The sequence below is a fragment of the Pseudomonas sp. FSL R10-2189 genome (assembly GCF_009600325.1).
GTDB lineage: Bacteria > Pseudomonadota > Gammaproteobacteria > Pseudomonadales > Pseudomonadaceae > Aquipseudomonas > Aquipseudomonas helleri.
In genome coordinates this window covers 1-308 of the sequence record NZ_WIVZ01000148.1, presented here as the reverse complement: position 1 = coordinate 308, position 308 = coordinate 1, and the positions used below count along the sequence as shown (strand labels likewise).

General features: G+C 45.8%; 1 protein-coding gene. It reads left to right on the top strand.

Going from position 1 to position 308, the window contains the following annotated elements; translation table 11 throughout:
* Positions 1 to 18: 18 nt before the first annotated feature.
* Positions 19 to 308, top strand: a 290-nt coding sequence (locus GHO32_RS26740) for a CFI-box-CTERM domain-containing protein (RefSeq protein ID WP_218581175.1), incomplete at its 3' end; no start/stop codon positions are given.

The following is a 308-nucleotide window of genomic DNA, read 5'->3' as shown; positions in this document are numbered from 1 at the left end:
GTTACAGCAGCGCGCCTAATGCTGGCTGAATCGATGAAAATCGAGACAGATATGCTCCTTAATAATGCGGTGCGAGAGTTAAATCTAATGCGCAGAACTATAGCTAGCGGACAAGTAAAATCCGCAAATTATAGTGTTGATACGCCAGTTAGCCGCTTGCATGTAATCGCTTATAGCCCGTCAAAATGCTATGTTGCAACCGTATGCTTTGGGGAGCATGCATTAGAAACTGTCACGTTACGGGAATGGCGTGACCAGGTTCTAGCCAACCACCAGATGGGGCGTAAATTCATCGTTTGGTACTATGA